This is a genomic window from Desulfovibrio sp. SGI.169, from assembly GCF_050313595.1.
Taxonomy (GTDB): domain Bacteria; phylum Desulfobacterota; class Desulfovibrionia; order Desulfovibrionales; family Desulfovibrionaceae; genus Desulfovibrio.
Map to the genome: position 1 here is coordinate 1 of NZ_JBNPLS010000088.1, position 520 is coordinate 520.

Here is a 520-nt window from a genome sequence, read left to right on the forward strand (position 1 = left end):
TTTCTCACAGGCGGGAGGAGTTTTTATGAAATGGAACTGTTTGCAAAAACACGCAGGAACTGGTTAAAAAAGATGATCCATATGACCAGCATACCCAGTCACGACACATTTAACCGCATTTTCCAGTCAATAACTCCTGAAAATTTCACTGATTTCCTGATCAATATCACTAAACGGCTGCGCAAAGAAATTAGCGGGGAGATAGTGGCGTTTGATGGAAAGACGCATTGTGGGACGGCTTCTGAAAATATCACACCCTTGCATATGCTCAATGCCTGGGCCGTGCAAAATCGCCTTGTGCTTGGGCAGCTGGCAGTGCCTGAAAAAAGCAATGAAATTACGGCAATGCCACAACTAATGGACATTCTTGACCTTCAAGACTGTATTGTGACTTCGGACGCGCTAACTTGCCAAAAGAATATTGCCGGAAAGACAATCGAAAAAAAAAGCCGATTATGTACTTGCCATAAAAGGCAACCATTCAGAAATATACGATGAAGTCAAACTTTTTATGGATAAT

At 42.1% G+C, this 520-nt stretch carries 1 protein-coding gene; it reads left to right on the top strand.

Translation table 11 applies throughout. From position 1 onward, the window contains the following. Positions 1 to 498 (top strand): ISAs1 family transposase (locus ACQRA4_RS13915; protein ID WP_427823640.1); only part of this gene is annotated, 498 nt, incomplete at its 5' end. Between the last annotated feature and the right edge of the window lie 22 nt (positions 499 to 520).